The following is a 1,202-nucleotide window of genomic DNA, read 5'->3' as shown; positions in this document are numbered from 1 at the left end:
TGCCATTATCAATTATGAATAGCTGAATTTTTTCTTCCCAAACACCTTGGCTGAATAAATATTTTTGTAGCAAACTTACATTCTTGTATATGTAATCTTCTCTTTTATATGTACATATAACTACTGCCAACTTGATATCATTTTCTGGTTCTGTATAAGAATATAAACAACCTCCTCTAATCTGACAATTGTTGTTTAATGCTTCTATTTCAATATAGATCATACCCGCGTAAGAAGATATATCAAAACTTTCTAGAACTGTTATTGTATCAAGGTGTGTATTTTTGATTATCTTCTGTAAAACTACAGTTTTAGCTTCACCTAAGTTTATATTGCAAATCTGAATCTTGAATGAACCTTGCAATTCGAGACAAACATCAACATTTTTAATGTTAGTATAAGTTTTCCAAGTTTCTACAGAAAAACCATTGAAATATGTATCAAAGCTAACATATCCACCTTGATTTAGTTGTAAAATTTGATGTTCATAATTAAATAAAACCTTAGAGTTGATTCTAAAATATAGTTCATCAACTGTACATATATCGATTTTAGGAAAAATAAGATTCTGAATCTTAGTTTTTTTATAATTTTGAGATTTTTGGGAAAATACAGATGATTCAACTTGATTAACCATGATTGCTATTTTTATTTTGTTTATCTGAGAATGCTAGGATTTATTAAAAAAACTTATTAGTTGAGGGTTGTTTTTTTCTGTAACTTGTCCACAGACTCCATTGTGAATTTTCTCCTGTTGAGTAATATCATTGTGTTTTCTCTAATCCAGAAAATAATATCATTATTAGCGATCATTATTCATAAACTATCAGGATCAATATTTAACTCTCTCAACTTTTGAGCTAATTTATCAGCACAAGGTAAAACCTTATACCTAATATTCGCTTTGACTAAAATCAACGTACTGATAAAGTCCTTTTAAACTCATCTCAAAATCCACAGTTTCCAACTTTAAAACTTCTGATTCTCCTCGATAATCAGTTAATAGCCATTTACCTTGTTCATTTTTCACAAACTGCTTAATATAATATTCAGTTTGGGAAATTAAAATATATTCTTGAAAACTGGGAATCGTCCGATAAGCGTCAAATTTATCCCCTTGATCATAGTTAGCTGTGGATTTTGATAAGACTTCAATAATCACAAGCGGATTAGTAATAACATTTTGAGTTTTACCTTGATAA

1 protein-coding gene and 1 pseudogene are annotated in these 1,202 nt (G+C 28.6%); both read right to left on the bottom strand.

Annotated features, from left to right (window positions below; all coding sequences use genetic code 11):
* Positions 1 to 637, bottom strand: a pseudogene (locus ACIR310F_RS26835) (glycosyltransferase); the annotation flags it as partial.
* A gap of 255 nt (positions 638 to 892) precedes the next feature.
* Positions 893 to 1,202: Uma2 family endonuclease (locus ACIR310F_RS26830; protein WP_231387507.1), on the bottom strand; the 310-nt coding region annotated here is incomplete at its 5' end.

The sequence above is a fragment of the Dolichospermum circinale AWQC310F genome, assembly GCF_000426925.1.
Lineage (GTDB): Bacteria > Cyanobacteriota > Cyanobacteriia > Cyanobacteriales > Nostocaceae > Dolichospermum > Dolichospermum circinale.
The sequence above is the reverse complement of the archived record's forward strand: the minus strand, read 5'-3'. Positions and strand labels throughout refer to the sequence as shown.